The sequence below is a fragment of the Acinetobacter sp. YK3 genome (genome assembly GCF_001729365.1).
Lineage (GTDB): Bacteria > Pseudomonadota > Gammaproteobacteria > Pseudomonadales > Moraxellaceae > Acinetobacter > Acinetobacter vivianii.
On record NZ_LZPJ01000077.1, the window covers coordinates 15,292 to 39,610 of the forward strand.

The following is a 24,319-nucleotide window of genomic DNA, read 5'->3' on the forward strand; positions in this document are numbered from 1 at the left end:
AACTCTCCTTAACCGCGCTTGAGCAGTACTTGACCGCCATGTGCCACAAGTAACGCTTTCTGGATTTCATCTTCCTGATTAATCGCAAAGCCTTTCTCTTTGTCGAATAATGTCTCAAGGAAGTTAAAAACGTTACGCGCATACAATGCCGATGCTTCTGTTGCAACCGTGCCAGGAATGTTTGGAATACCCAAAATTTTCACGCCATTTTCAGTTGTTACAGTTTCGCCTTCTTTAGAACCTTCAACGTTACCACCCGTCTCAACTGCCATATCTAAAATGACAGAACCCGGTTTCATTTTGGCAACGGTTTCAGCTTTAATTAAACGCGGAGCATTACGACCTGGAATCAATGCAGTAGTGATTACGATGTCAGCATTTGATACCGCTTTATCGACAATCGCAGCTTGATCTTTGATGTATTGCTCACCCGGCTGCCAACCATAACCGCTTTTCGCAGCTTCAGCAGCACGTTGCTTTTCTTCATCGGACATTGGCACGTCTAGCCATTTGCCGCCTAAAGATTCAACTTGCTCTTTTGCGGTCGGACGTAAGTCTGTTGCTTCCACAACAGCACCCAAACGTTTCGCAGTTGCAATCGCCTGAAGACCAGCAACACCAACACCCATAATCACAACACGTGCAGGTTTTACTGTACCTGCTGCCGTCATTAACATTGGGAACATACGTTGATATTCAGCCGCTGCTAACAATACAGACTTATAGCCTGCCAAGTTTGCCTGAGAAGAAAGTACATCCATGTTTTGTGCGCGTGAAAGCGTACGTGGAAGCAGTTCTAAAGCAAAAGCAGACACTTGCTGAGTAGCAAACTGGTCTAATTCTGGATTGCGGTAAGGGTCAAACATTGCAACCACAGTCGTATTCGCCGCAAGTTTTTGAATTTCATCGCCTTTAGGGGCACGTACCTTCAAAATAATTTGGCTGCCTGTATATGCATCGTCCGTAATGGTTGCGCCAACTTGTTCATAAGCACTGTCAATATACGCAGCTTTAACACCAGCACCACGTTCAATGACAACGCTATGACCTGCGTTAATCAACTTCTTTACTGTTTCCGGTGTAGCCGCTACACGACTTTCACCAGCGACAGTTTCGGTTGGGATTCCGATCTGCATGAGCGTCCCTCAAGCTAGTTTTTCTTAAGTAAACATCGCAAATAGCAATGTTTCCCCCAGGAGTATTCTTTGTAGAAATTTGGATTCTAATGGAAGTTTTTTAAATTTCCACCCAATATTTATTTAATAAATACCCATATTTTGAACTGATGATTCACATTTATATTGAAAACTTGTATGCTCAGCATGTTTGACTTTTTGTAAAGCAAACCTCTCCACTCATATATTCTCAATATGAAATTTTGATCAGTATTAATCATCATCTGTTCAGTTTTAAGCGCAATATTTCCTATTAAAAGGCATGTCTACGCTGTATTTATTCAACAAATCCACACATCATCCTTATCTTGAACAGCCTTGAACCAAGTTCCATTTATAGCGCTTTGCTCTTTATTCTGGTTGTTCAAAAATAATGGGTTGAATCAGCATCATAGACATGCCAGTAGAGAGTGGGATTGGCTTATCTCCGTTTTCTCTTGGTCGTTTCGGCGACTTCTTTATGAATGTATCAACAATACTTGCTGGATAACTTATGATGAAATGACAAATTCCCTTATCAATAAATCTGAATTGAATTGATAAGAACCCTCAGAAAAACCAAAAAGAAATGTAAAAACTTGAGTAGTCATTTTTTCAAGTGATATTTGTATCGTTTTGTCTAGCAAAAGCCGCATTTTTGCACAGTATTGGTGCAAAAATTAGACAGTTAAATGATCTGCTTCATCATTCTGGTTCAGCAACAGTAAAATTTCCTGAAAATGTGCCCCCATCGCCTCTTCTGCGAGACAATCTTCTGGGTTTCTTAGCGGACATTGCTCCAAAGACAGGCAGCCACAGCCAATACATTGATCCAGTTGTTGACGTAGCTGTAGCAACATCATAATTTGCTGATCAAGCTGTCCCTGCCATTGTTGTGACATGATTTGCCAATCTTTTTTTGTGGCAACTTGCTGCTTAGGTAGGGTCGCAAAGGTCTCTTTAATCTGTTGCAAGCTAATCCCAACTTGCTGGGCTGCTTTAATAATTGCAATCCTTCTCAACATGGCCCGTTGATAACGGCGTTGATTGCCTGCTGTCCGCGTGCCCCAAATTAATTCTTTTTCTTCATAAAAACGAATGGTTGGAACTGAAACACCACTTCTTTTCGCCAGTTCGCCAATACTCAGCCAAGTCTGTAATTGTTCTTTCAAAATTTGCTTGACCTCTAGTTAACTTGAGCTTTGATACTAACATACCACAGCAACCAGAATGAGTTTTAGCCATGAATCAGCCCCATACAGATGCATTTCAACTGATCAATCCCGATGCGCTCTATGATCCGCGTAGCAATGGCTATAGTCATGTTGCGATTGTAAAGCCCAATATGCGTATTATTCATATTGCAGGTCAGGGTGGAGAAAATAAAAATGGCGAGCTTTCTGAATATTTTGACCAACAGGTACAACAAGTCTTCTATAATATTCAGCAGGCATTAGCTTCAGCCCAAGCGCAACTGTCAGATATTGCGGTGCTACGTATTCTGGTCGTCGATCATGATGCTGATAAGCTTCAGACGCTGGTAGCGATCATGCAAAGCTTATGGAAAGATCAAGCATTTCCAGCCTGCACCCTGATTCCTGTACCTGCGCTAGCCCTAGAAAACATGCAAGTCGAAATCGAAGCCACCGCTTATACCGCATAAATCAGAATAGAGAATCCTATGTCTATCCCCCAAGAAGATATCAGTCAAAATAAAACTTTACTTTGGTTTATGGCGGCAGCGTGCGGTTTATGTGCGGGTGCCAACTATTATAGTCAGCCTTTGATCCATTCGATTCAACAATACTTTTCTGTTACCGAAGGTCAAGCTGCCCTGACCGTAACCTTTGCTCAAGTGTCGTATGCACTCGGTCTTTTGTTCATTGTTCCAATGGGCGATGTGGTCAATAAAACCCGATTTATTCCTTTACTCATGGGGTTATGTGCTATTGGCTTATTCATCAGTGCCTTTTCAGTAAATTTACCTATGTTATGGCTTGGCACAGTGATGGCGGGTCTATTTTCAGTAGCAGCTCAAGTACTAATTCCTCTTGCGACCATGACAGTAAAACCTGAAAAAACAGGAGAAGTGATTGGCTTTTTAATGAGTGGTTTACTGGTCGGTATCTTGCTTTCAACCAGTCTCGCAGGCTTGTTTTCCAACCTGTTTCACTGGAAAGTCATCTATGTGGTGAGTGGCATTCTAATGCTGATTCTGGCCTATGCCTTAAAAAGCCGTCTACCGTATGTCATGCGTATGAAGCTGAATTATGGTCAGGTTTTTGTCTCCATGGCACAACTGCTTAAACAGGAAAAGCGCTTGTTGTTACGCGCACTTGCGGGTGGTTTTGCCTTTGCAGCAGTTAGTATTTTATATTCAACCATCGCCCTATTATTGACGTCAGCCCATCATCTACAAGATCTGCTGATTGGTATGGTGCCGCTGGTCGGTATTTTTGGGGCGCTTTCTACCCAATATATTGGTAAATATGCAGATCAGGGCTATACCAGCCGACTGACTTGGATCGGTTGTGCCTTATTCATTCTCAGCTGGATATTTTTCTATTTCGGTCAAACGGCTTTAGTGAGTTATATTCTTGGTTTTGCATTGATCCAGTTAGCTTTAGCATTAGTCCATACCAGTAACCAGAGTATTATTTTCCGTTTACGTCCCGATGCCAAATCACGGATTAATGCCATTTATATGACAGCCTACTTCACTGGCGGCGCTGGCGGTTCAGCTTTGGGGATTTTTGCATGGAATCATGGCGGCTGGAGTGCAACCTGTCTGGCAGGCTTCAGTCTGGTCTTTGCCTGCATGCTATTTAGTTTTATCGATTATCTTGCGACCAAGCAAAACAAGATTATAGCGTCTTGAATCTTCCTGTTGATGCTTAAAAATTGAAGTGATCGGGATGAGCATTGGTGAAATTTTCTTAAAACTCGTATAATGCTGCCCTTTCTTTTCTTGTCCACATCCGAGAGCCCTTTATGCAATCACTAGAATCATTAAAGCCACGTATTTCCGTTGCGCCAATGATGGATTGGACAACAAAAGACTATCGTTTCTTTGCACGCCTGTTTAATCCCAATGTAGTGCTCTATACCGAAATGGTGACAACGGGTGCGATTATTTACGGCGGCGCCAATCGTCATCTTGACTTCAACAAAGAAGAACACCCAATCGTGTTACAGCTAGGTGGTTCAAATCCACAAGAACTCGCAACCTGTACCAAAATGGCAGAGGACTGGGGTTATGATGAAGTCAACTTAAATGTCGGCTGTCCAAGTGATCGCGTTCAGAATAATAAAATTGGTGCATGCTTAATGGCGGAACCTAATCTGGTCGCCGAATGTATTCATAGCATGCAAAAAGCCGTATCGATTCCTGTGACGGTCAAACATCGTATCGGAATTGATGACATGCAGTCTTATGAAGAAATGCTGCATTTTGTTGATACTGTAGCGGCAACGGGTTGTACACATTTTATCGTGCATGCGCGTATTGCGATCTTGCAAGGTCTCTCACCGAAAGAAAACCGTGATGTACCCCCTTTACGTTATGAAGATGTGTATCGCCTGAAACTGGAACGTCCTCACCTGACCATTGAAATCAATGGCGGCATTAAAACCTTTGAAGAAACCCAACAACATTTACAGCATGTTGATGGGGTGATGATTGGCCGTGAAGCCTATCACAACCCGTACTTGCTCGCAGAAATGGGACAACTCTGGAATCTAGAGGCGCCTGATCGTTTCGAAATCATGCAACAGATGATGCCGTACATTCATCAACGTGTTGCAGAGGGTGCACCATTATCCATTATCACACGCCATATTTTAGGTCTATTCCAGAACTTGCCTGGTGCAAGAAAATGGCGTCAGGCGCTCAGTGGTGGCAATGCAAAAACCATTGGTGATATTGAAAATGCCATTCAAAATATTCAGGCCGCCATGCAACGTACCGAAGACTACCTTAAAGAGCATCAATCCTGATTGATGCTTTAAAAAATGCCAACTTAATCACACTGTGAAATATGATTTTACAAATCTGAAATTTTTTCTGAGGTCGAACTTAACTTCCTTATAATTAAGGTAATCTTCAAAAAATCTTCATTAAGATTTCATTATAAATCGCAAAAATTGTTATATTATTACATTACATTTTGGTTTTTTTGAGTTTTATCGCTTACTATGTGCCGCGTAATAGATTCTGGCACACGTTCAGTTGTTTTGAAAATGCGGTAGAGATTCACAATGATTTATGATGTACCTTCAGTTGATCACAGTATGATTCACCCACCCTCGCAACAGGTGGTTATTCCTTATCGAGAAATGCCGAAGCCCCCATCAATAGCAGGGATTGATGTAGATAAATTCTCTCAAAAGCTCGCTAAAAGAGCATCGTATCGCAGCTCATCTCAATGTGCCAAATTCGTCAGAATCGCTTTACAATCTGCAGGGGCTAAAATCGTACAACACCCTGTCGCAGCTTCAGACTGGGGTGGCACCTTAAAACAAATCGGCTATCAACAAATTACGCCTGATTTTAACAACCCTCAGCCAGGTGATATTTATATTATTCACCGCACCAAAAAACATCGTTACGGCCATATTGCAGGCTTCACAGGTTCACAATGGGTGTCTGACTATAAGCAACGCAGCTATGACGTTTATAAAGATCCAAATGTCACTTACAGCTATTACCGCTTAGCACCGCAATATCCACAAGCTTAATCGTTCAGAAGATTTAAGTCCTGAGCTTATCCAGTTTTTTCAGGACTTCCGCAACGGCAACCATCGCAAAGCTTGATGTCACCACCACTGCAGAACCATAGCCACCACAACGTAGACCCGCACTTGGACACACCTCTGCGCTCGAAAATGGATTATCGATCGAATAAACGCAAGTGATACCAAATTTCTCTTTTGGCTTTTTACAAATCCCCATTGAACGAAGTTGAGTACGCAACTTTGCCAACATCGGATCTTGCTCGGTCTTCGACAAATCTGCGACACGAATTTTCAGTGGGTCCAGCTTACCACCTGCACCGCCCGAAACAATCAAGGGAATCTTGTTAAAGCGACAATGCAACATCAAGGCAAGCTTGGCTTTGACGTCATCAATACAATCTAAAATAATCGTCGGAACTGGATCTAATATTTCTTTGACATTTTCTGGTGTGAGATAGTCATCAATCACATTCACTTTCATGCGTGGATTAATCTGACGGCAACGTTCAGCCATCACTTCAATTTTCTCTTGTCCCAGTGTCGAACTCATTGCAGGCAATTGACGGTTAATATTCGATGCTGCCACGACATCCATATCCACCAGAGTGAGCTCACCAATTCCCGTACGTGCCAGTGCTTCAACTGCCCAACTTCCTACACCACCAATCCCGATGACCATGACATGGCTTTGCTCATAATGAGCAAATGCACTTTCTCCATAAATTTTGGCAACACCAGCAAAACGGCGGTCATATTCATCATTTACAGGTACATCGGTCATAACAGTGGTGATCTATATATTTCAGCAAAGCACTATTTTAACGTGTTTCACGCGGTTTGGGTTAGGAAGATGAGACTTTGCCCGTGAATTGGTGGCGTCGGCTTAACATCAGCAAGACCACAAAAATAGCAGCACTCAACAATAGCGCCAGCAGATTGGCATTCACCCAGCCCAACTGAGTCAAAATCGGTGCTGGCAGAAAAGCGCCTAAAGTTGCGCATAAGGCAATGATTGTTTCATTCATACCTTGTACACGATGCTTTTGCTGTTCATTTAATCCAGCTAATAAGGTAGATGCACCAGAATATGCAAAGTTCCAGCCCACCCCCAACACAATCAGGGCAGCATTAATATAAAGCCCCTCTTGTCCAAGCATTGGAATCAAAGAGGACAACATCAGTAAAATAAAACCCGCATAGATCGTGCGATGTGTTCCCCAGCGTTGAATCAGCTTAGATACAAAGAAAGAAGGTATAAACATAGCCAAGACATGGAGTTGGATAGAGATCGAAGCGTAATGAAATGAATGATGCTCCTTTAAATGTAAAGAAGACATAATCATCATGACATTCATCACATAATAGGCAAATGCCCCACTGATCACAGCCGAGATAATCAGATTAATCGGTAATTTAGCGCGCTGTATCGAATCCACCACAACTTGCTGTGCCTGCTGTAATTTAAATTTCTGATTCCATAAATACAAAATTGGCGATAACAACACAGCCAGTACACTGAAAATTAAATAGATCGCAGTAAAATCAGGTAAGCCTTGTACCTGTTGAAACTGAATCGCTAACATCGGTGCAATCACAGCGGCAACCACACCACCAGAAATAACCATCGCCGTCGCTTTTGGGATTAAATCCGATGACAGACGATCCGAGGCAGCAAAGCGGTAAAAGTTAGCTGTAGAAATGAATAAACCAAGTGAAAAATGACTGAGACACAATAAATAAAACTGTTCAGTCTGTAAGGCAAGATAACCAAACACACCTGCCAAAAGCAGACAAATGCATCCCAACTGAAACACCAGATGTCGCCCTAGCTTTTTCATTAAAAATGAAAAGATAAAGGTGGTCATTAATATCGCTAAAAACTGCAAACCATAGGGCACTGTCGCCAAGGCCTGTGTGGGTGCAAGTTTTAAACCCACAATCGCTGAAACCGTTACTGATAATACTGCTGCAATTAAATTAAATGCTTGTGCAACCAATAAATAATAAACATATCGTGGCAGCTGATTCAAAGCCATCATCCTTAATGATTAATTAAAAACACCTTAACTCTGAACCGCTAAAATTTAAACAAAAAAATAAGGAAATTAACCTTTCATTTTTTAACTCTTATTTTAGAGATTAATCCTCTCCTAGCTATATCTTAGTATAAGAACTTAATACAAAAGAGATTTTATTAAAAAAGTAACTAGCCCAACAACCTAACTCAAGTTATTAGAATCCATTGCATCGTAAATAAAAAAGGAAACTAGCAAGTATTATTGTATGATTAAAAAAATAATTCATTCGAAAATATGATTATGAATAAACAAGATCAACAAAATATTATCCTATGTATTCCTGGTATCTGGAAAAATCATCAAGACTTATTACATGCTCTCCTTACTCATGACACAGGATATATTTATGCAGGCGTAATTATTAAATCTTTAACCAGTGATTATTTTGCTGAAATTGAAGAATATCAAAATGATCCTAACGTCAGTCAGGTATTTAGGCAGCAGAGTATGAATCGTTTTTCAGAGCGAGAATTACAAGAAATCGAACAACATCATATGGTCATTTATGTGATTTGCGAAGCTGGATCAATAGCGTTAGCACAACAAGCTTTATTATTGGGTCAGGCTCTACTCAAAGCGGGTGGCTTAGCCATTAAAATTGAAACATCTGGAATAACTCATCTTCGATCTGATTGGCTAAAGTTCGATACAGAGAATCTATTTGATTTATATAAAGCATTTATTCCAACTGTTTATGATCAGGACTCCCTTTATTCTTGTGGCATGCATCAATTTGGAAAATCTGATGGATGTATAGATTTAAAAGTAGAACATGCCTCATATATTTTGAATCAGTTTTTACTCTATCTCCTTATAGAAAACCCAACACTTTTAGAGAAACAAACTTTTTCTGTAGAAGAAGGCGCTGAAGTATTAAAACTTCATAGAAAAGAATCAAGTGATTTCTTCGAGAAGGACTCACTATATTTTAATCGATGGGGTGTTTGGTCGTTAAAGCAGAACTTTAGCTTAAAGAAGTTATTCAGATTTAGCTAAATTTGATGTGAAAAAAGCCCTGTAAATTTACAGGGCCATATCAAACTAAGCAGCAATTAAATTGCGTAATACATAATGCAAGATACCGCCTGCCTTAAAGTACTCCACCTCATTCAAGGTATCGATTCGACAGAGCACTTTAAATTTGGCCTGACTGCCATCTTCCCGAACCACTTCAACATCGAGTGTCTGATGCGGTTGGATATCATCGGACAAGCCATGAATAGAAATAACTTCATGCCCAGTTAAGTTTAAGGATTGACGAGTTTGTCCATCTACAAATTGCAATGGCAACACGCCCATTCCCACCAGATTCGAGCGGTGGATCCGTTCAAAACTTTCTGCGATAACGGCTTTAACGCCAAGTAGGTTGGTTCCTTTGGCAGCCCAATCCCGTGAAGAACCCGTACCATATTCCTTACCGGCAATAATGATCAATGGTGTTTGCTGCTGCTGATAACGCATAGCGGCATCATAAATCGCCATCTTTTCGCCTGTTGGGATATAAAGCGTATTACCGCCCTCTTCTCCCCCAAGCATCTCATTTTTAATCCGGATATTGGCAAAGGTACCGCGCATCATCACTTCATGGTTACCACGTCGTGATCCATAAGAGTTAAAGTCTTTCGGCTCAACGCCCTGATCCTGTAAATAACGTCCAGCAGGACTATCTTTCTTGATATTACCCGCAGGTGAGATATGGTCCGTTGTAACCGAGTCTCCCAGCACAGCCAGAATATTCGCCTGTTCAATATTGCGGATGGCTTTCGGCGGCTGGTTAATTTCCTCAAAAAATGGAGGATGGCGAATATAGGTTGAGTTGTTTTGCCAAGCATAAGTCTGGCTCTGTGGAATCTGGATCGCTTGCCATGTCGCATCTCCATCAAAGACCGCAGCATATTCTTTATGGAACATGTCGGTATTCACTTTCTGTAATACCGCATCAATTTCAGATTGGCTTGGCCAAATATCTTTGAGATAAACATCTTGCCCATCTTTGCCTTGTCCAATCGGCTGAGTGGTTAAATCAGTACGGATATTGCCTGTTAGGCCATAAGCAACGACTAATGGTGGCGATGCTAACCAGTTGGTTTTCACCAATGGATGCACACGCCCTTCAAAGTTACGGTTTCCTGAAAGTACCGATGCCACATTTAAGTCATGACATTGAATAGCTGCTTCAATCGGTTCAGGTAACGGCCCCGAGTTGCCGATACAGGTGGTACACCCATAACCCACCAGGTTATAGCCCAATTGATCCAGATAAGGCGTTAAACCAGCTGCTGCCAGATAATCCGTCACCACTTTAGAGCCTGGCGCAAGTGAGCTTTTGACCCAAGGTTTACGCTGCAAGCCTTTCTCAATCGCTTTTTTAGCCAGTAAACCCGCAGCCAGCATCACGCTTGGGTTTGAGGTATTGGTACAAGAGGTGATCGCAGAAATGACGACATCACCATCATTTAAAGGATAAGATTTTCCATCAATGGTACAAGAAGGTTCTTCATGCGCAAGATTGGCTTTCTTGGCCTCTACTGCCGTACCGCCACCGCCTTCATTTTCCAGACGCTCTTTGGCTTCTTTGGCGGGTTTCAGGTTCAGCTCCATTAAGGCATTAAAGGTTTTTGGTACATCAGACAACAACACCCGATCTTGAGGACGTTTCGGCCCTGCCAGACTGGCTTGCACCGTGCCCATATCCAGACTCAAAGTGTCGGTAAAAACAGGCTCATCGCCTGCATTACGCCACAGCCCCTGAGCTTTACTATACGCTTCCACCAAATCAATACGTTCTTGCTGGCGACCTGTCAGAGCTAAATAGCCGAGTGTGACTTCATCGATTGGGAAGAAACCACAGGTCGCACCATACTCTGGTGCCATATTGGCAATCGTGGCACGGTCTGCCAACGGTAAATCAGCCAGACCATCCCCATAGAATTCAACAAATTTACCCACTACACCTTTTTGACGTAGCATCTGGGTAATGGTCAATACCAGATCGGTTGCAGTAATGCCTTCATTCAATTTACCCGTCAATTTGAAACCAATTACTTCTGGAATCAACATCGATACAGGCTGTCCCAGCATTGCCGCTTCAGCTTCAATCCCACCCACACCCCAACCAAGTACACCCAATCCATTAATCATGGTGGTATGTGAATCTGTGCCAACCAAGGTATCTGGAAAAGCAAAGTTTTGCCCTTCATCTTCTCCCAGCCACACCGCTTGCGCAAGATACTCCAGATTGACCTGATGGCAAATCCCTGTACCTGGTGGAACCACACTAAAGTTATTAAATGCAGACTGTCCCCAACGCAGGAATTGGTAGCGCTCACCATTACGCTGCATTTCAATTTCAACGTTCTCGGCAAAGGCCTGATCATTGGCGAAATAATCCACCATTACGGAATGGTCAATAACCAGATCCACTGGCGAAAGCGGGTTAATACGGTTCGGATCCCCTCCTGCTTGTGCCATTGCTGCACGCATGGCAGCCAAATCAACGACGGCAGGAACACCAGTAAAATCCTGCATCAATACACGAGCAGGACGATATTGAATTTCCTGATCGGAGCGTTTGCTTTTCTGCCAGTCTACCAGCGCCTGAATATGCTCAACTTTTACACTTTTTCCATCTTCAAAGCGCAGTAAATTTTCTAGCAAAACCTTGAGTGATTTGGGTAAGCGGTCAATATTACCCAGTGTCTGTGCGGCTCGGGTGAGGTTAAAAATTTGATAGGATTTCGAACCGACAGTTAGTGTTTGTAATGCATTGAAACTATTGATTTTGCTATATCTGGCCATAAGGTTACCCTCCCAGTATTGGCTGATTGTTTATTATGAAGTTCTTTCTTTAATGTACCCCTGTTTAAAAAAGGATGTGTTCCCTTTTAGTTACCTTATTTTTAACGGGATTATTATTGTGATCCGAGATGTAAGGCGGCACATGAGTTTTGCCAAAGTTGCTGGGCAAGTTGTGCTTGAGGTCGCTCAAGTATTTGCGCCAGACTGTCTAAAACATAAGGTAAATTAACAGGTGTATTGCGGGTTCGATGTTCAGTTGAAGTCTGGCAGCACAACGGCGTCATATCTGGACAATCGGTTTCAATGACCAGATGTTCCGAACCAATGGCATGAACCACCTGATGTAGTTTTTTGGCATTTGGATTGGTAATTTGCCCTGTGATGCCGATTTTAAAACCCAGCTTGATCATGGCTTTGGCTTCTTCAACACCGCCGCTGAAGGCATGCGCAATCCCACCCAATTTGAATTTTTGAGTTTTTAAAATTGCAATCGTATCAGCATGCGCTTTACGGATATGTAATAACACCGGTTTCTGATATTGCTTGGCGAGTTGCAATTGCTCAATAAAATAATGCTGTTGTTTGCTAAATAATTCTGGCTGTTTATGTTCTTTTAAAAAAGTATCCAGACCAATTTCACCCACTGCCACACAGTCATGCTGCTGCAAAATCTGTTCTAAGCTTTCTAAATGTTCTGGCTGATGCTGCTCGATATAAAATGGATGTAATCCAGGAGCAAGATAAGACTGCGGCACATTCTCCCAGCTTTGTAATTGCTGATGTGTCTGGATCAGGTCATTAAATCGTGATTGTAGAAATCCGATTAATACCAATGCATCGACCCCAACCCGTTTGGCCTGCTCAGCCAGATGTTGCCGATCATGATCGAAATCGGCAACATCAAAATGGGTATGGGTATCGAACAGTTGCATCAGCGCTTACTTTTTCTCATTTGCGACAGGTGTAGATGCAGCTGGTACGTCCACTTTTGGTAAATATTCAGGTTTTAATACCCCTTGTAATTCACTAAATGGAATCACCAAACGCGGTAAACCCACCACATAAGGGCCAATGTCATATTCACCATATTGCAGGATCAAGCCCTGTTCGCCCAATAAGAAATTATCTGTCAACTGAAATGGCCAAGCCTGCTCATATTCTTTAGGATCAGTAGCCAGCTTTGAATCCACAATCCATGTTTTAAATGCTTCATGTGCCAGCTTGTCTAAAGTCGCTTTTTGTTTTGGCAATAACAGATCATGCAACTGAACCTGTTTCTGATTTGCCAAATCAAAGTTGTAATAACGTTGTGAGGTTGCACCATGTGCCCCACCTAAATAACTGCTGCTATTGAGCACCACTGTTGCCAGCTTACCTTTTGGCTGTAAGATCTTCGGCTTGATCATTAAGCTGATTTGATGACTACTACTTAAGGCTTTCAGCTCTTCATCAATTTTGACAAATGAATCTGCATATAACTGCGCCTGACTGTCCAGATCTGATTTAGATTCAGTGTTTTTGGGTGTTGAAGCCGCAGGTGTATCTGCATCAACTACCTCTAAAATCCGACCAAGCTGGTTAAGAATTTGTTGATCCAGTAATTGATCGATAAATGGGAAATTACTTTGCAAGCGTTCAACAGTAAAGTCTGGGCAGGTATTACCTTTGCATTCAGGTAATTTCACCTGAATCTTAACCGTTTCCCCTTGTAAAACAGGTTCAGCCTGTTGCTGTACCGCAGGTGGATTTTGCGGCTTATCCTGTGATTCTTTTGGCTCTGATTTCGGCTGGCATGCTGCAAGCAAAACCGCACATGCAAGAACGCTATATTTATAAAATGTTTTCATCTGAGACCTATAAGCATTGTTATTACACAAGATTTTTAAATGCTATCGAAGTTAGTGCAAAACTGCTAGCAGCACATGCAATTTCTATACGAAACTCAAAAAAGCTGTTCTAAACGGAATCAAAACATGCGTTGATAAATTTCAGCTTGGAGCATTTTTTGAGTCTGTTCAGTGGTTAAATAAATATCCAGTTGTGGGGCATCTTTACTGATTTCATTGGCGCGATAATGTAAGCCAATGCCTTCCCCGTCAAAGAACCAGTCTGCCTGTCCCCAATACAGTTTTTTTGGTACCTGTTTTTTTACTTCTGCAGATTGTTTTGTAATCCATTGTTGATAATGCGCCTGAACAATTTCGTTTAATGCATTTTGCTGGTCTTTCTGGATCACATCTAGTACGCTGAGACTCTTCTGCAACTTACGATCTGCAACAAAGAAATAGAAGCGATCTTTCACGGCCATATCTTCTTGCTGGGCATTGACCCCAACTTGTAACAGTACATATTGATTGCGCTGTGAAGCGATTCGGGTATTCAGGTGCAGCTCATAAGCCTTATTTTTTGAATATTTGTCCTGCCATTCATCTGACTTTTTCACATAGGCATTAATGGCTTGTTGCAAGGTCAGATTTTTATCCAGTTCAATTTGTTGCTGGATCACTTTGGACTGATTTTTTGCAATCCATGCATTTAGCCATTCATCCTGAGTTTTTACCGTCTGGATATCGACATCAATACAGTTTTTCTTTTCACAAAATGGCAAAGCATAGTCCGCCTTAGCCTCTTTCATATTTAAGTAAGGCAAGACTTCAGCTTTTTCGACGGGTGCCGCAGCCTGTTTGCTTTCGGCAGTATCGGCTTTATTTTTGTCTGGATGATCACATGCGGTTAAAGCCATCATTCCAATCAAGACACTGACAGCAAAAAGTGGTTTTAAAGCATTCATCTCATCATCCTTTATTTTTAGATCGTTCAATTAAAAACAGCCTCTAATTAGAAGCTGTTTTTATGCAATTTAGTGTTCTCGTGTGTTACGGAACTGGATATCAGGCCAACGTTCTTGCATCAACTGCAAGTTTACACGGCTTGGTGCCAAATAAGTTAGGTGACCGCCACCATCAACAGAAAGCTGATCATGCGCCTTTTTCTTAAACTCATTCAGGATTTTGTCATCATCACAGTGAATCCAGCGTACCGTATGAACACTCACAGGCTCATAAATACAGTCCACCTTATATTCTTCTTTTAAGCGATATGCGACCACATCAAACTGTAACACACCGACTGCACCAACAATCAGGTCATTACTGATTTGTGGCATAAACACCTGTGTTGCACCTTCTTCAGATAACTCTTTCAAACCTTTTTGCAATTGCTTCGATTTCAAAGGATCTTTCAAACGTACACGGCGGAACATTTCAGGTGCGAAGTGTGGAATACCCGTAAAGTGTAAGTTTTCACCGCTGGTAAAGGTATCACCAATCTGAATCGTACCGTGGTTGTGCAAACCAATGATATCACCCGGCCAAGCTTCTTCCAGATGCTCACGTTCACCCGCAAGGAAAGTCAATGCATCACTGATACGCACGTCTTTACCGATACGTACATGATTCATTTTCAAGCCTTTTTCATATTTACCTGAGCAAATACGCATGAAGGCAATACGGTCACGGTGTTTCGGGTCCATATTGGCCTGAATCTTAAAGACAAAGCCAGTGAAACCTTCTTCTTTCGCTTCAACCACACGTTCTTGGGTTGGATGCGCTTTTGGTTCTGGTGCCCAGTTAATAAAGGTATCCAAAACATGGTCAACCGCGAAGTTACCCAATGCGGTACCAAAAAGCACAGGCGTTTGCTTGCCTTGTAAGAATAATTCACGGTCTAGTGGTTCATTGGCCATTTGAACCAGCTCAAGAGATTCTTCAAAAGAAGCCCATGCCAACTCCCCCACTTTTTCACGGATATCTGGATGATCATAACCATCACGAACATCGATATCGGTAATGGTTGAACCAAAACCAGCCTTATAGACATAAAGCTTGTCTTCAAGCAGGTTATAGACACCTGCAAAGTCACGTCCCATCCCCAATGGCCATGTGATTGGTACACAACGGATGTTTAGAACATTTTCAATTTCATCCAGTAACTCTAATGGCTCACGGATTTCACGGTCCATTTTGTTCACGAATGAAATGATTGGCGTGTCGCGCATACGACACACTTCCATCAATTTAATGGTACGTTCTTCGACACCTTTTGCACCGTCGATCACCATCAATGCAGAGTCAACCGCCGTTAAGGTACGGTATGTATCTTCCGAGAAGTCTTCATGTCCCGGCGTATCCAGCAAGTTGATCGTGTGCTTTTTATAAGGAAACTGCATCACTGACGTGGTAATCGAGATGCCACGCTCTTTTTCCATTTCCATCCAGTCAGATGTGGCAGAACGGTCAGACTTACGGCTTTTTACCATCCCAGCAACCTGAATTGCCTTCCCCCATAACAACAGTTTTTCTGTCATGGTGGTCTTACCCGCATCGGGGTGGGAAATGATCGCAAAAGTCCTGCGACTTGCGACTTCTTTAGCTAATTGCTCTTTAAACATAGGGAAAATCTTCAATATGTACACAGTTATGTACACATTTATAAATATGTACTTGAACTGAAAAAGTGGTAATTCAAAATTGGCGCAATTGTAGCAGATTTAGAGAAGATATTGATTGATTGTTGATAGATCTTGAGTTATCCACATCACAGTTAAAATCCACCTTATTTATTAACCTTTTATGACAATCTCATCATCAAAAGCTCACTTTATATTCAGCAGAATTTTTTAACCATATACTCCCTTTGCCTAAAGATTGTTAAGGACATAAGAGTGAGTAAATCAGTACTTTTAGCTGAGCTAAATGCGATGATTGACCATTATTTTATAAGAAATGGCTCTCAACCGACTCAAATCCTACTTGGCTATAAAGCCTATACAGAGCTGATGCAAGATCAAAGTTTTGCAAATGAAATCAAAAACTCAGCCCTTGATCCCAATAAACGTAAGTATAAAAAACTAAAAATTAAAGTGACCAAAGACGATCATCAACTGGAACTCGAGTAACCCGATACCTACCGCTCTAAGCAGAGCATCTAATCAACCCAATCCTGAGCCAAGATTCCTCAGGTTGCCCACTCTATTGATTTAGGTAATACTGAATAAAATGAGTAAGACCTCTCAATCCCATGAATCAAAAAAGCATATCCATCGTGTTCATTCCCGGCTTTATGTTAGACGAATCACTTTGGGATGAACTTGTTCCACTGCTCCCAGAAACATGGAATATCATAAGAGCAAATTTATTACAGGGCGAGACAATTGCTGAAATTGCTCAGAACATTGCAAAAGATGCGCCTAAGGAATTTATACTCGTCGGGTTTTCATTAGGCGGCTATATTGCCCGATCTTTAACTGAACAATTTCCAGAGAAAGTTTCTAGCTTAATTCTTATTGCCTCATCTTTACGACCTGATACAGAAGAACAAAAACAACAAAAGCTCACCGCGATTCGACTCAGCACCAAAGAAAAATTTCATGGTTTGAGTTCAATTTCTATCGCCAAAACCCTCCATCCAGCGGATGCACAAAATAAGCTGCTCATTAAACGTATTCAAAAAATGGGGATCAACCTTGGTTATGAGGCTTTCGTGAGGCAATCTCTATTAAACAGAAAATGTGGAGATATCAATAAAATAAGCTGCCCAACACTTATTATCTCTGCTGCTCAAGATCAACTCCGCTCAAAAGAAGAAGCACTGGAGCTTTCTCATAAAATTCGTGATTCAAAATTAGCAGTAATCGAAAATTCTGGACATATGATCCCCCTTGAGCAGCCTGAACAATTGGCTCAGATCATTTCAGAATGGATCAACCAATAAATACAAATAACTCTCATCAGTTTAAGTCTGAATTGCTAAACCAGTTTTTCCATGAACTGGTATAGCGGGTTTCAATTGAAATCGCTGGGATCAATTTGCTTCTTAAAACCTCGGTTTGATCTATACTTTTTGCCAGTCGAGCTTTGACCGAATGGATACATTCACGATCCCCAAATTCACATCGGTCTAAGGTTGTGCCTCCACAAGGACCATTGGCGAGGCCTTTGGGGCAGGTTTCAGGGCAGATATAAAGCGTGTCATCCAGTCGACAGTGACCACAGCTTTCGCAACCCACCAACTGTTGTTTGCTCCAATGTTCCATTTTCAATAAAAGATGCTGCGGGCGTGGTTTATTCCAGAAATTGGCTTTAAAAATAAAACGTCCAACGCCTAAGGCTGCGTGAGAAGCAAAAAAAATGTGGTGCATTAAATGCATTTTCTTATATTTAAGAATTTGAATCTGGGAAACAGGTTTTGAAAAAGTGGACAGCTCAGGTTTAAGCTCAAGGCCTGAATCCATTTTCCACAGCTCTTTCCATACTTTTTCACAAGCTTCTAAAGACCAGTTTTCAAATTGCTTTAAAAACTGTTCCAGTTTCTGTTGTTCTTGTGGCTTATGACAAGCCGATAAATGTACACCAACATAACCGAGATGTTTACAGATCAGGATCTGCAATGCACAACGCGCGTAGACATTTGCTTCCGCCTGAACAGGATCCGCCGCATACTCACGCTCAAGAACATCCACAATATGTGGAGCAATCACCAGTCCAGCAACCTGATTTTTCACCATAAATTGCGCACGTTTTAAGGTCAGTGGCATCACGCAGGCAATTAAAGGAAATTGTTTATAATTCTGAGAGATAAAGGATTGGCTGTGCTGAAGACAATCCAGATCAAATCCAAGCTGAGTAATCAGAAAATCTGCACCCGCTTTTATCTTTTTATGCAGTTTTAGATATTGGGCATCCCGCTCAGCCTCAGTATATTTAAATGGATTAAAAGCCACTCCAATATTAAACACATGCCGTTGTTTGGCTACCATCACAGCACTCACAGACTCTAAATAACGAGAGCGTTGTGCAGGAATTTCCCGTCCAAAATTATGATTCTTCAGTTTATCGCCAGTTAATAAAAGAAGATTGTGATATCCCTGCTGCTCAGCCTGATCGAGAAAGTGTTCAAATTCTTTAATATCCCGACCTTTACCTGAAAAATGTAGAATTTTTTCAATCTCAGAAGAATATCTTTGTGCCAATTCTAATGGTGCTGGATCTTCATCACTGTGCACGCGATCGGCCAAAGTCATCATTGCCGGAAAACCAGCCAGACTTTTTATTACAGCCAAGGTATCACGCTTAGAGCAAAGATATTCCACCAGAATACAGAATCGTTTCTGCTCTAAACACTGAGAAAATAAAGACATAATGAAAGAGATTTAAAAAGGAAGAAGTCAGGCAAATACTGCTGGCCTGAAATTATAAGTGATACGCTTTGAAAGTAAACCTCAGAATAATTTCAGGTTCAGTGGCTTCAAATTATAGGCACGCTATCGTCGTGAAATGCCCGCTACGCTTAATGAAACACACAAACATGAATTTTACTCACCTTCCATTGAAACAAAATCATTTTTATTCATGTCATGTTTCAAGTATAAATTAGCTCATGCTCTTCATACGAGACAATCTGAGGGTTGATTCTGATGGAACTGCTTCGGCAAACATCAGAACAGACTGAAAATCCGATTGACTGGGAAGATCCAAAAAAATGGAACATCCAGAAAGGGCAACACAGAAATAAGGTTTTATCTCAGAAATTAGGGTATCAGATCATCATGAGCAAAGAGTTTACATTTACGATTAAGCGCATTAGTTTCGATGAAAACTATCAGCCCTCAGACAATACGCGTATCACCACCAACTTTGCCAATCTGGCGAGAGGTGAAAGCCGTCAAGAGAATCTGCGCAATACCTTAAAGATGATTAACAATCGTTTTAATAGTCTGGCGCATTGGGATAACCCGACAGCAGACCGTTATTCTGTTGAGCTTGAAATTATTTCAGTTGATATTGATGTTGAAGGCAAAGGTGAGACCTTCCCTACCATTGAAATCCTGAAAACCAATATTGTTGATCATAAAAATAATCAACGCATTGATGGCATTGTAGGAAACAATTTCTCCTCATATGTCCGTGATTATGATTTTAGCGTGTTACTGCTAGAACATAATAAAGATAAACCGCAATTTAGCCTTCCAGAAAACTATGGCGAGCTACATGGGAAAATCTTTAAATCATTCTTGGACTCAAAAACGTATAGCAGTAATTTCCAGAAATCTCCTGTGATTTGCCTGAGCGTTTCGAGCAGTAAGACTTATCATCAAACTGCAAATCAGCATCCGGTCTTGGGAGTTGAATATCAACAAGATGAATACTCTTTAACGGATCAATATTTCGAGAAAATGGGCTTGAAGGTTCGCTATTTCATGCCGCCAAATAGCGTTGCACCATTAGCGTTTTATCATCGCGGGGATCTGCTTGATGATTACACTGATCTTGAACTGATCGGCACCATTAGTACGATGGAAACTTTCCAGAAAATTTATCGTCCAGAAATCTATAACGCGAATTCGGCAGCAGGAAAAACCTACCAGCCAAGCTTAAAGCATCAGGACTATTCATTAACACGTATTGTTTATGACCGAGAAGAACGCAGCCAGTTGGCGATTAAACAAGGCAAATTTACTGAAGAACAGTTCATCAAGCCTTATCAAACGATTCTTCAGCAATGGGCTGCAAACTAATTACTTTATTCACCTAGATAAACAAGATTATTGATTATGAAAATATTATTACCGACTTCAACTGCTGGCAGCTTACCGAAACCCTCTTGGCTGGCAGAGCCAGAAAAACTTTGGTCACCTTGGAAGTTGCAAGATGAGCAATTAATTGAAGGCAAACAGGATGCATTGCGTCTGTCCTTACAAGAACAACGCCATGCAGGGATTGATATTGTCAGCGATGGCGAGCAAACCCGCCAACACTTTGTCACCACCTTCATTGAACATCTTGATGGGGTCGACTTTGAAAAACGCGAAACGGTCCGAATCCGTAACCGCTATGATGCAAGCGTGCCATCGGTCGTCGGTGCAGTGTCTCGTCAAAAACCAGTGTTTGTTGAAGATGCCAAGTTTTTACGCCAGCAAACCAATCAACCGATCAAATGGGCACTGCCTGGCCCAATGACCATGATTGATACACTTTATGATGGTCACTATAAAAGCCGTGAAAAACTGGCTTGGGAATTCGCCAAAATCCTGAATCAGGAAGCAAGAGAATTAGAAGCTGCTGGCGTCGATATTATTCAATTTGATGAACCTGCATTTAATGTATTTTTTGATGAAGTAAATGACTGGGGTGTAGCGACTCTAGAGCGTGCACTGGAAGGGCTGAAATGTGAAACGGCCGTACACATTTGCTACGGTTACGGCATCAAAGCCAATACCGACTGGAAAAAAACACTCGGTTCAGAATGGCGCCAATACGAAGAAGCCTTTCCGAAGTTACAACAATCTAAAATCGATATCATCTCACTCGAGTGTCAGAACTCGCGTGTGCCAATGGATCTGATTGAACTGATTCGCGGCAAAAAAGTGATGGTCGGTGCGATTGATGTTGCAACCAATCAGATTGAAACACCTGAAGAAGTTGCCAATACGCTCCGTAAAGCGCTTCAGTTTGTTGATGCCGACAAGCTCTACCCTTCAACCAACTGTGGTATGGCGCCTTTATCACGTCGCGTCGCGACAGGTAAACTGCATGCCTTAAGCGCTGGTGCAGAAATCGTTCGAAAAGAGCTATCAGCTTAATATTTACCAATCTCTTGAAGGCTAAAGGGTTACATCAGCTAGCCCTTGGCTTCTTCAAAAGATCAGGTTCAATTTGGGAATAAAGTGATGATTGAAGCGACAGACTTTAGAAATGCAATGTCTTTATTAACCAGTGCCGTCAATGTCATTACCACGGCTGGCCTGTCTGGTCGTTATGGATTCACGGCCTCTGCTGTGTGTAGCGTTACCGACACGCCTCCGACATTATTGGTCTGCATGAATAAAGCATCGAGTTCCCATACACATTTTGTGGAAAATAAAATCCTCACCGTAAATGTGTTAAGCGCTCAACATGAACATATTTCTAAAGCGTTTTCATCCCGATTAAGCCCAGAAGAAAGATTCAAACATGGTATCTGGACAGAATTAGAAACAGGTGCACCAGTCTTAGAAGATGCACTGGTCAATTTTGATTGTGAAATCGAGCAGATTCAAGAAGTCGGAACCCATACCATCTTTATTTGTCGTATTGTGGCGATTAAGAAAAGCCATCATGATCAAAGTCTGGTTTATTTTAATCGTGCTTATCATCAAGTGGGGCTGACGGAAATCGCTTAACTTCAGCTTTTATATCAATCCTCTTTCCCCTTAAATTAAAGCCTCTTAATTAGTCTTATTTAGCACTCCATCCAATGTGGATATGTCTTCATTTATCCACAGGTGCACCCTTACCGACCTTCAATGGCTCGTCATCTTCTTTGCAGAATATCTATCATCTAACTTGAGAATCATCAGTCAAACACGATGACTTTAGCTTATCGCCTGATTCAGTTAGGATGAAGTAGGTTTCGAAACATCATCTCTTCTGTTGCATTCTTAATAGAGTAAAAATATGTCACAACAAGATTTTGAAAATGGATTAAAAGTTCGTACTGAAGTTATGGGCGAATCATTTGTAAAGCGTGCACAGGACAATACCGTGCCTTTCACACAACCGTTACAAGACTGGATTAATGAACATGCTTGGGGATCAACCTGGCAACGTGAAGGTGTATTACCACGTAAATATCGCTCTCTGGTGACAATCGCTTTCTTAACCGCACTGAAAAGTCCAACTGAACTCAAAGGACATATTCGCGGAGCTTTAAACAATGGCGCCAGCGTTGAGGAAATTCAGGAAGTCTTGTTACATAGCCTGCCATATTGCGGCGCACCTGCAACTCAGGAAGCCTTTCGGGCAGCACTTGAAGTGATTAATGACTATCAAAAGGATCTATAAGGAATTTTTATTATCTTTTCAATAAAATATAACGTTATTTTCTAAAAAAGCCCTTATATATTAAGGGCTTTTTAAATATGTTGTGTAAACTTTAAAAGATGATGCTATTCCAGAATAATGGCTTGTTTTTGCGATGGATAACGTAATCAGTCTCTTAGGTATACTTTTATACCGTTTACTTAATTATCATTAAAATAATGTTTTTTAATGATTTTAATAAAAGAATCGGCTTGATCAATGCCTATATACTGAGAGATCACGACACCAACATTTAAATGTAGAGAAAAATCATTTAACTCAATAACTTCTAAATCACTATTTTCTAATGCGAATTTGTCGAAAAAAGGTTTAGGAAAGACACCTAAGCCTTCACCTTTCAAAATACTTTGTAATTGAAATTCAACGCCAAAGATTTCTTTATTGATATAAAATCCTAACTGCTTATCGTATAAAACTTTAGCCAAACTTTCTCTGAAGCAACATCCTTCTGGATGTAAAATCCAACCTTTTTTACTACATTTTTCCAAACTATTATATTTATAAGCTTCTCCTTTTTTACCCACAATCACAAAAGGAAGTGTTCCAATCTTTGAGAAATTTATATTTTCTGGAAGCTCGAGGTTTGATGGAATCATCAATGCAGCCAGATCAATTTCACCCTCATGAATTTGTTGAACCAGACTACGTCCCCAGCCACTTGAAATATCAATTTCAGAGAGATGAGTCACCTGTTTCGATTCATAGATAACGGTATCTAATAAATCATCAATCAGTGTTTGTGGTATTCCAATCTTTACTACTTTTTCAAAAATTTCATTGTTTTCATAGTGAAAACTTTTGAGTAATTCTAATTGCTTTAAGATAAAGCATCCTTTGAAGTAAACTTTTTCCCCTAACCGTGTCAACTGCAGGGGGCGCGTTTTTCTATTTAGTAGCGCACCTTTTACTTTTCCTTCAACATTATAAATGCGCTTGGTGACTGTTGATTGCTTCACGCCTAACTTCTCTGAAGCAATCGTTATTGATTGATTATCAACAACGTATATAAAAGCTTTTAGATCCCTAATATCCAAATTTATACACCTCACAATAGTTACCTGAAATACTTTCTAAATTGGCCAGGTGAGCACCCTGTCCAACCCCTAAAAGCACGTGTAAATGCGCTGTGCTCTGTGTAACCTAACGTATATGCGATATCAGATAGGCTCACATCTTTATCTTGCAGTAAAATTAATGCTTTTTCATATCTTTTTTGTTTGACAAGCGCTTTAAATTCTTCGCCCTCAGTGATTATTTTTTTAGATAACACTCGTGGTGTTAATCTCATTTTTTTTGCAACTTTGAATAGATAAGGCTCTCCTTCTGACAATGTCTCATTGATTTGTTCATTTACCTTTTCAATAAAGCCAACAGAGTCTTTGTGTCCTCGTGGATATAATCTAAAAAAATCCTCGATACTGAACTCATCAAAGGTTTTACAAACTGTAGTAAAATCAAATATCTGCCTTGAGCACAATGAAGTTTTATAAATATCATCAAGACCTGACTCTAGAATACAATGCGTACTTTCCATATTGAGATGATCAAGTAAATATTTAATGCTTTTTTCAAATTCCTTAAGTAAAAACTCCCGACTTAATACATCACATCGATAGATCAATACCACTCTAAAATA

At 41.0% G+C, this 24,319-nt stretch carries 23 protein-coding genes; 11 read left to right on the forward strand and 12 right to left on the reverse strand.

Annotated features, from left to right (window positions below; translation table 11 throughout):
• Positions 1-8 precede the first annotated feature (8 nt).
• Entirely contained in the window at positions 9-1,136 is a 1,128-nt protein-coding gene (locus A9Z07_RS07460; RefSeq protein ID WP_004774655.1) for a Re/Si-specific NAD(P)(+) transhydrogenase subunit alpha, read from the reverse strand.
• Positions 1,137-1,834: 698 nt separating this feature from the next.
• The gene (gene soxR / locus A9Z07_RS07465) at positions 1,835-2,329 is read right to left on the reverse strand and encodes a redox-sensitive transcriptional activator SoxR (RefSeq protein ID WP_139126636.1); all 495 of its coding nucleotides are present in this window, start codon (positions 2,327-2,329) and stop codon (positions 1,835-1,837) included.
• A gap of 68 nt (positions 2,330-2,397) precedes the next feature.
• Here soxR and A9Z07_RS07470 point away from each other — a divergent pair, with 68 nt between their 5' ends.
• The 4 genes from A9Z07_RS07470 to A9Z07_RS07485 all read left to right on the forward strand — a co-directional run bounded on the left by A9Z07_RS07470 (position 2,398) and on the right by A9Z07_RS07485 (position 5,891).
• Complete coding sequence (locus A9Z07_RS07470; RefSeq protein WP_069577821.1) at positions 2,398-2,817, forward strand: RidA family protein; 420 nt, start codon at positions 2,398-2,400, stop codon at positions 2,815-2,817.
• Between the two features lie 18 nt (positions 2,818-2,835).
• Positions 2,836-4,032 carry an MFS transporter gene (locus A9Z07_RS07475; RefSeq protein WP_047431671.1) on the forward strand — a complete coding sequence of 399 codons (1,197 nt, stop codon included), beginning with the start codon at positions 2,836-2,838 and terminating at the stop codon, positions 4,030-4,032.
• Between the two features lie 113 nt (positions 4,033-4,145).
• Entirely contained in the window at positions 4,146-5,150 is a 1,005-nt protein-coding gene (gene dusA, locus A9Z07_RS07480) for a tRNA dihydrouridine(20/20a) synthase DusA (RefSeq protein WP_047431669.1), read from the forward strand.
• A 261-nt stretch (positions 5,151-5,411) separates the two neighbouring features.
• Entirely contained in the window at positions 5,412-5,891 is a 480-nt protein-coding gene (locus A9Z07_RS07485; protein WP_069577822.1) for a CHAP domain-containing protein, read from the forward strand.
• Positions 5,892-5,904: 13 nt separating this feature from the next.
• Here A9Z07_RS07485 and A9Z07_RS07490 read toward each other — a convergent pair whose 3' ends face one another.
• Together A9Z07_RS07490 and A9Z07_RS07495 are read right to left on the reverse strand one after the other, a co-directional pair.
• Positions 5,905-6,669: a ThiF family adenylyltransferase gene (locus tag A9Z07_RS07490; RefSeq protein ID WP_004774601.1), complete on the reverse strand. Its 765-nt coding sequence runs from the start codon at positions 6,667-6,669 to the stop codon at positions 5,905-5,907.
• A 61-nt stretch (positions 6,670-6,730) separates the two neighbouring features.
• Positions 6,731-7,924, reverse strand: a complete 1,194-nt coding sequence (locus A9Z07_RS07495) for an MFS transporter (RefSeq protein WP_047431663.1) — start codon at positions 7,922-7,924, stop codon at positions 6,731-6,733.
• 276 nt (positions 7,925-8,200) lie between these two features.
• On the opposite strand from A9Z07_RS07495, the gene A9Z07_RS07500 reads away from it, so the two are divergent.
• On the forward strand, positions 8,201-8,962 hold the full coding sequence (locus tag A9Z07_RS07500) for a DUF4261 domain-containing protein (RefSeq protein ID WP_081402774.1): 762 nt from the start codon (positions 8,201-8,203) through the stop codon (positions 8,960-8,962).
• A 45-nt stretch (positions 8,963-9,007) separates the two neighbouring features.
• Here A9Z07_RS07500 and acnA read toward each other — a convergent pair whose 3' ends face one another.
• The 5 genes from acnA to A9Z07_RS07525 all read right to left on the reverse strand — a co-directional run bounded on the left by acnA (position 9,008) and on the right by A9Z07_RS07525 (position 16,214).
• On the reverse strand, positions 9,008-11,764 hold the full coding sequence (gene acnA / locus A9Z07_RS07505; RefSeq protein WP_069577823.1) for an aconitate hydratase AcnA: 2,757 nt from the start codon (positions 11,762-11,764) through the stop codon (positions 9,008-9,010).
• Positions 11,765-11,877: 113 nt separating this feature from the next.
• The gene (locus A9Z07_RS07510) at positions 11,878-12,696 is read right to left on the reverse strand and encodes a TatD family hydrolase (protein WP_069577824.1); all 819 of its coding nucleotides are present in this window, start codon (positions 12,694-12,696) and stop codon (positions 11,878-11,880) included.
• Positions 12,697-12,702: 6 nt separating this feature from the next.
• Entirely contained in the window at positions 12,703-13,611 is a 909-nt protein-coding gene (locus A9Z07_RS07515) for an RsiV family protein (RefSeq protein ID WP_069577825.1), read from the reverse strand.
• Positions 13,612-13,730: 119 nt separating this feature from the next.
• On the reverse strand, positions 13,731-14,555 hold the full coding sequence (locus tag A9Z07_RS07520) for a hypothetical protein (protein WP_171258957.1): 825 nt from the start codon (positions 14,553-14,555) through the stop codon (positions 13,731-13,733).
• Between the two features lie 69 nt (positions 14,556-14,624).
• Positions 14,625-16,214 (reverse strand): peptide chain release factor 3, encoded by a 1,590-nt coding sequence (locus A9Z07_RS07525; RefSeq protein ID WP_005255155.1) that lies wholly within the window; start codon positions 16,212-16,214, stop codon positions 14,625-14,627.
• A gap of 273 nt (positions 16,215-16,487) precedes the next feature.
• Here A9Z07_RS07525 and A9Z07_RS17955 point away from each other — a divergent pair, with 273 nt between their 5' ends.
• Both A9Z07_RS17955 and A9Z07_RS07535 read left to right on the forward strand, forming a co-directional pair.
• Positions 16,488-16,721, forward strand: a complete 234-nt coding sequence (locus A9Z07_RS17955; protein ID WP_016542013.1) for a hypothetical protein — start codon at positions 16,488-16,490, stop codon at positions 16,719-16,721.
• A 122-nt stretch (positions 16,722-16,843) separates the two neighbouring features.
• Positions 16,844-17,536 carry an alpha/beta fold hydrolase gene (locus A9Z07_RS07535; RefSeq protein WP_069577827.1) on the forward strand — a complete coding sequence of 231 codons (693 nt, stop codon included), beginning with the start codon at positions 16,844-16,846 and terminating at the stop codon, positions 17,534-17,536.
• Positions 17,537-17,552: 16 nt separating this feature from the next.
• Here the strand turns inward: A9Z07_RS07535 and A9Z07_RS07540 are convergent, their stop codons facing one another.
• Positions 17,553-18,962 (reverse strand): methylenetetrahydrofolate reductase C-terminal domain-containing protein, encoded by a 1,410-nt coding sequence (locus A9Z07_RS07540; RefSeq protein WP_081406417.1) that lies wholly within the window; start codon positions 18,960-18,962, stop codon positions 17,553-17,555.
• A gap of 408 nt (positions 18,963-19,370) precedes the next feature.
• Between A9Z07_RS07540 and A9Z07_RS07545 the strand changes: the two genes are divergently transcribed.
• The 4 genes from A9Z07_RS07545 to A9Z07_RS07560 all read left to right on the forward strand — a co-directional run bounded on the left by A9Z07_RS07545 (position 19,371) and on the right by A9Z07_RS07560 (position 22,644).
• The gene (locus tag A9Z07_RS07545; protein WP_032810990.1) at positions 19,371-20,339 is read left to right on the forward strand and encodes a DUF1852 domain-containing protein; all 969 of its coding nucleotides are present in this window, start codon (positions 19,371-19,373) and stop codon (positions 20,337-20,339) included.
• Positions 20,340-20,375: 36 nt separating this feature from the next.
• A complete protein-coding gene (locus A9Z07_RS07550) occupies positions 20,376-21,404 on the forward strand; it encodes a methionine synthase (RefSeq protein WP_004774583.1) in 1,029 nt (342 codons plus the stop codon).
• Between the two features lie 87 nt (positions 21,405-21,491).
• Positions 21,492-21,983: a flavin reductase gene (locus A9Z07_RS07555; RefSeq protein ID WP_062847043.1), complete on the forward strand. Its 492-nt coding sequence runs from the start codon at positions 21,492-21,494 to the stop codon at positions 21,981-21,983.
• Positions 21,984-22,257: 274 nt separating this feature from the next.
• Positions 22,258-22,644 (forward strand): carboxymuconolactone decarboxylase family protein, encoded by a 387-nt coding sequence (locus A9Z07_RS07560; RefSeq protein ID WP_047431644.1) that lies wholly within the window; start codon positions 22,258-22,260, stop codon positions 22,642-22,644.
• A gap of 179 nt (positions 22,645-22,823) precedes the next feature.
• On the opposite strand, the gene A9Z07_RS07565 is transcribed toward A9Z07_RS07560, so the two are convergent.
• Both A9Z07_RS07565 and A9Z07_RS07570 read right to left on the reverse strand, forming a co-directional pair.
• Positions 22,824-23,717 (reverse strand): LysR family transcriptional regulator, encoded by an 894-nt coding sequence (locus A9Z07_RS07565; protein ID WP_069577829.1) that lies wholly within the window; start codon positions 23,715-23,717, stop codon positions 22,824-22,826.
• A gap of 20 nt (positions 23,718-23,737) precedes the next feature.
• A partial coding sequence (locus A9Z07_RS07570; protein ID WP_069577830.1) for a helix-turn-helix domain-containing protein occupies positions 23,738-24,319 on the reverse strand: 582 nt, incomplete at its 5' end.